The sequence below is a fragment of the Hyunsoonleella flava genome (assembly GCF_004310325.1).
GTDB lineage: Bacteria > Bacteroidota > Bacteroidia > Flavobacteriales > Flavobacteriaceae > Jejuia > Jejuia flava.
On sequence record NZ_SIRT01000022.1, the window covers coordinates 2,501 to 5,097 of the forward strand.

At 46.0% G+C, this 2,597-nt stretch carries 2 tRNA genes and 2 rRNA genes (1 of these 4 cut by a window edge); all 4 read right to left on the minus strand.

The features are described 5' to 3' along the window. Positions 1-108 (minus strand): 23S ribosomal RNA (locus tag EYD45_RS16495) (its annotated part extends 2,500 nt beyond the left edge of the window); the annotation flags it as partial. Between the two features lie 222 nt (positions 109-330). Further along, a tRNA-Ala gene (locus tag EYD45_RS16500) sits at positions 331-404 on the minus strand. A 156-nt stretch (positions 405-560) separates the two neighbouring features. Beyond that, positions 561-634, minus strand: a tRNA-Ile gene (locus EYD45_RS16505). 153 nt (positions 635-787) lie between these two features. Beyond that, positions 788-2,307: ribosomal RNA gene (locus EYD45_RS16510) — 16S ribosomal RNA — on the minus strand. Between the last annotated feature and the right edge of the window lie 290 nt (positions 2,308-2,597).

A 2,597-nucleotide genomic window follows, 5' to 3' on the forward strand; every position in this document is an offset into this window, starting at 1 on the left:
GCGGATCAAAGAGTATGTGCCTCTCCCCGCAGCTTTTCGCAGCTTATCACGTCCTTCATCGCCTCTGAGAGCCTAGGCATTCCCCATACGCTCTTTTGTAGCTTATTGTACTTTTTGTCTTCTTTAATGAGTTTACTATCAGCCTTTAGCTTTTTGCTATTGGCCTTTAGCTATTATTGCTCGTTACAATAATTAATTTTATTAAATATTTCTATCTAATTTTCATGTATCTTTTTTCAATATGTCAATGAACTTTCTTCAGTTGGCAGCCGCAGTATTCAGTTGGCAGTAAAACTGCTAACTGTTGACCGTTACTGGTTAACTGAGTCGTGGAGAATATCGGAGTCGAACCGATGACCTCTTGCGTGCAAGGCAAGCGCTCTAGCCAGCTGAGCTAATCCCCCGTTATCGATTTCAGAGTGTTGAAGTACGATTAACGATTGTTGAACTCACTCAACTTCTTAAAATCTCTATTCTTATTTTAATGAACTTTCTCAAAAGCTATCCAGCAACTTTTAAATTGTTGCTTATAACTTTTAACTCGCGGCTCTGCCGCCCTGTAGTCTCAGGCAGACTCGAACTGCCGACCTCTACATTATCAGTGTAGCGCTCTAACCAGCTGAGCTATGAGACTGTTTTTTAGTCGTTAGCCGTTAGTCTCTAGTAGTTAGTACAGGACCAACATCTATTTACTAATGACTTTTTACTATATAAATTTAAATTGACAGCAATGAGAATAAACTATTCATCGTAATAGTTATGATACCTTTTAGTCGTCTTTCTCTAGAAAGGAGGTGTTCCAGCCGCACCTTCCGGTACGGCTACCTTGTTACGACTTAGCCCTAGTTACCGATTTTACCCTAGGCCGCTCCTTGCGGTGACGGACTTCAGGCACTCCCAGCTTCCATGGCTTGACGGGCGGTGTGTACAAGGCCCGGGAACGTATTCACCGGATCATGGCTGATATCCGATTACTAGCGATTCCAGCTTCACGGAGTCGAGTTGCAGACTCCGATCCGAACTGTGATAGGGTTTATAGATTCGCTCCTTCTCGCGAAGTGGCTGCTCTCTGTCCCTACCATTGTAGCACGTGTGTAGCCCAGGACGTAAGGGCCGTGATGATTTGACGTCATCCCCACCTTCCTCACGGTTTGCACCGGCAGTCTTGCTAGAGTTCCCATCTTTACATGCTGGCAACTAACAACAGGGGTTGCGCTCGTTATAGGACTTAACCTGACACCTCACGGCACGAGCTGACGACAACCATGCAGCACCTTGTAAAGTGTCCGAAGAAAAGCCGATCTCTCAGCCTGTCACTCTACATTTAAGCCCTGGTAAGGTTCCTCGCGTATCATCGAATTAAACCACATGCTCCACCGCTTGTGCGGGCCCCCGTCAATTCCTTTGAGTTTCATTCTTGCGAACGTACTCCCCAGGTGGGATACTTATCACTTTCGCTTAGCCACTCAGCCGAGGCCGAACAGCTAGTATCCATCGTTTACGGCGTAGACTACCGGGGTATCTAATCCCGTTCGCTACCTACGCTTTCGTCCATCAGTGTCAATACATTGTTAGTGATCTGCCTTCGCAATTGGTATTCTATGTAATATCTATGCATTTCACCGCTACACTACATATTCTAACCACTTCACAATGATTCAAGACCGGCAGTATCAAAGGCAGTTCTACAGTTAAGCTGCAGGATTTCACCTCTGACTGACCGGCCCACCTACGGACCCTTTAAACCCAATGATTCCGGATAACGCTTGGATCCTCCGTATTACCGCGGCTGCTGGCACGGAGTTAGCCGATCCTTATTCTTACGGTACCGTCAAGGTGCTACACGTAGCACGGTTTCTTCCCGTATAAAAGCAGTTTACAACCCATAGGGCAGTCTTCCTGCACGCGGCATGGCTGGATCAGGGTTGCCCCCATTGTCCAATATTCCTCACTGCTGCCTCCCGTAGGAGTCTGGTCCGTGTCTCAGTACCAGTGTGGGGGATCCCCCTCTCAGGGCCCCTACCTATCGTCGCCATGGTGCGCCGTTACCGCACCATCTAGCTAATAGGACGCATACTCATCCTTTACCGTAACCTTTAATATAATGTCCATGCGAACTCTATATGTTATGGGGTGTTAATCTTCATTTCTAAAGGCTATCCCCCAGTAAAGGGCAGATTGTATACGCGTTACGCACCCGTGCGCCGGTCGTCATCAGGGTGCAAGCACCCTATGTTACCCCTCGACTTGCATGTGTTAGGCCTGCCGCTAGCGTTCATCCTGAGCCAGGATCAAACTCTTCATCGTTAAATTATGTGAGCCTTTAGTTCTTGGTCGTAACCAATAACTGTTTGCTCGTTTAACAACTAATCAGAATCTCTAGTACTCAAAATGGTCTATTCTCTTTGTCGATCTTCAGCCGTTTCCAGCTTCGATCTTACGCTGTCAATTCAATATGTCTATGAACTTCTTTTTTCTTTACCCTGGGACTTTCCTCCCAAAGCGGGTGCAAATATAAAACCCTTTTTTTATCCCCACAATACTTTTTGAAAAATTTTTTGGAAATATTTTTTTAACACTATTCCACAATCCCAAAA